Origin of the sequence: Mesorhizobium sp. M7A.F.Ca.CA.003.01.2.1, from assembly GCF_003998945.1 — a bacterium.
GTDB classification, from domain to species: Bacteria; Pseudomonadota; Alphaproteobacteria; order Rhizobiales; family Rhizobiaceae; genus Mesorhizobium; species Mesorhizobium ciceri.
Map to the genome: position 1 here is coordinate 1 of NZ_RZRA01001508.1, position 725 is coordinate 725.

Annotated in this window: 1 protein-coding gene; it reads left to right on the top strand. The window is 62.2% G+C overall.

The window, feature by feature from the left end; all coding sequences use genetic code 11:
• Window positions 1-547: SDR family oxidoreductase (locus EN969_RS33825; RefSeq protein ID WP_127419906.1), on the top strand; the 547-nt coding region annotated here is incomplete at its 5' end.
• Between the last annotated feature and the right edge of the window lie 178 nt (window positions 548-725).

A 725-nucleotide genomic window follows, 5' to 3' on the forward strand; every position in this document is an offset into this window, starting at 1 on the left:
GGCCCTTGTCGATCTGGCGGTCGAAAAATTCGGCGGGCTCGACATCGCCTTCAACAATGCCGGCGCTGTCGGCCTGATGGGACCGATAGCCGAACTGCCGCTGGAAGGCTGGCGCGAGACGCTCGACACCAATCTCACCAGCGCGTTTCTCGGCGCCAAATACCAGGTGCCGGCAATGGTCGAGCGTGGCGGTGGTTCGCTGATCTTCACCTCCACCTTCGTCGGCCACACAGTCGGCATGCCAGGCATGACCAGTTATGCCGCGAGCAAGGCCGGCCTGATCGGACTGACACAGGTGCTTGCCGCCGAATACGGCCCGAAAGGCGTGCGGGTCAACGCGCTGCTGCCCGGCGGCACAGACACGCCGGCGGCAACCTTCAAGACCCCGGAATCACGGGCCTTCGTCGAAGGCCTGCATGCTTTGAAGCGTGTCGCTATGCCGGAGGAGATCGCTCGCTCGGCGCTCTATCTCGCCTCCGATGCCTCGAGCTTTACCACCGGAGCCGCTCTGTTTGCCGATGGCGGCGTGTCGATCAACCGGACGTGAAGACTTTTCGCGTCCGGAATGCATGTTCATAGCCGCCAGGCAGACGGCCGGTCTTGATTTTTCGCCGCGATTTGGCGATGCCGTTTCTGTCCAAAAGCGGGGTCTGGAACTATGTTGTTGATCAGAACCTATGTGACTGCGAGTGCGATCGAAGGCGTCGGCGTGTTCGCTGCGGAGC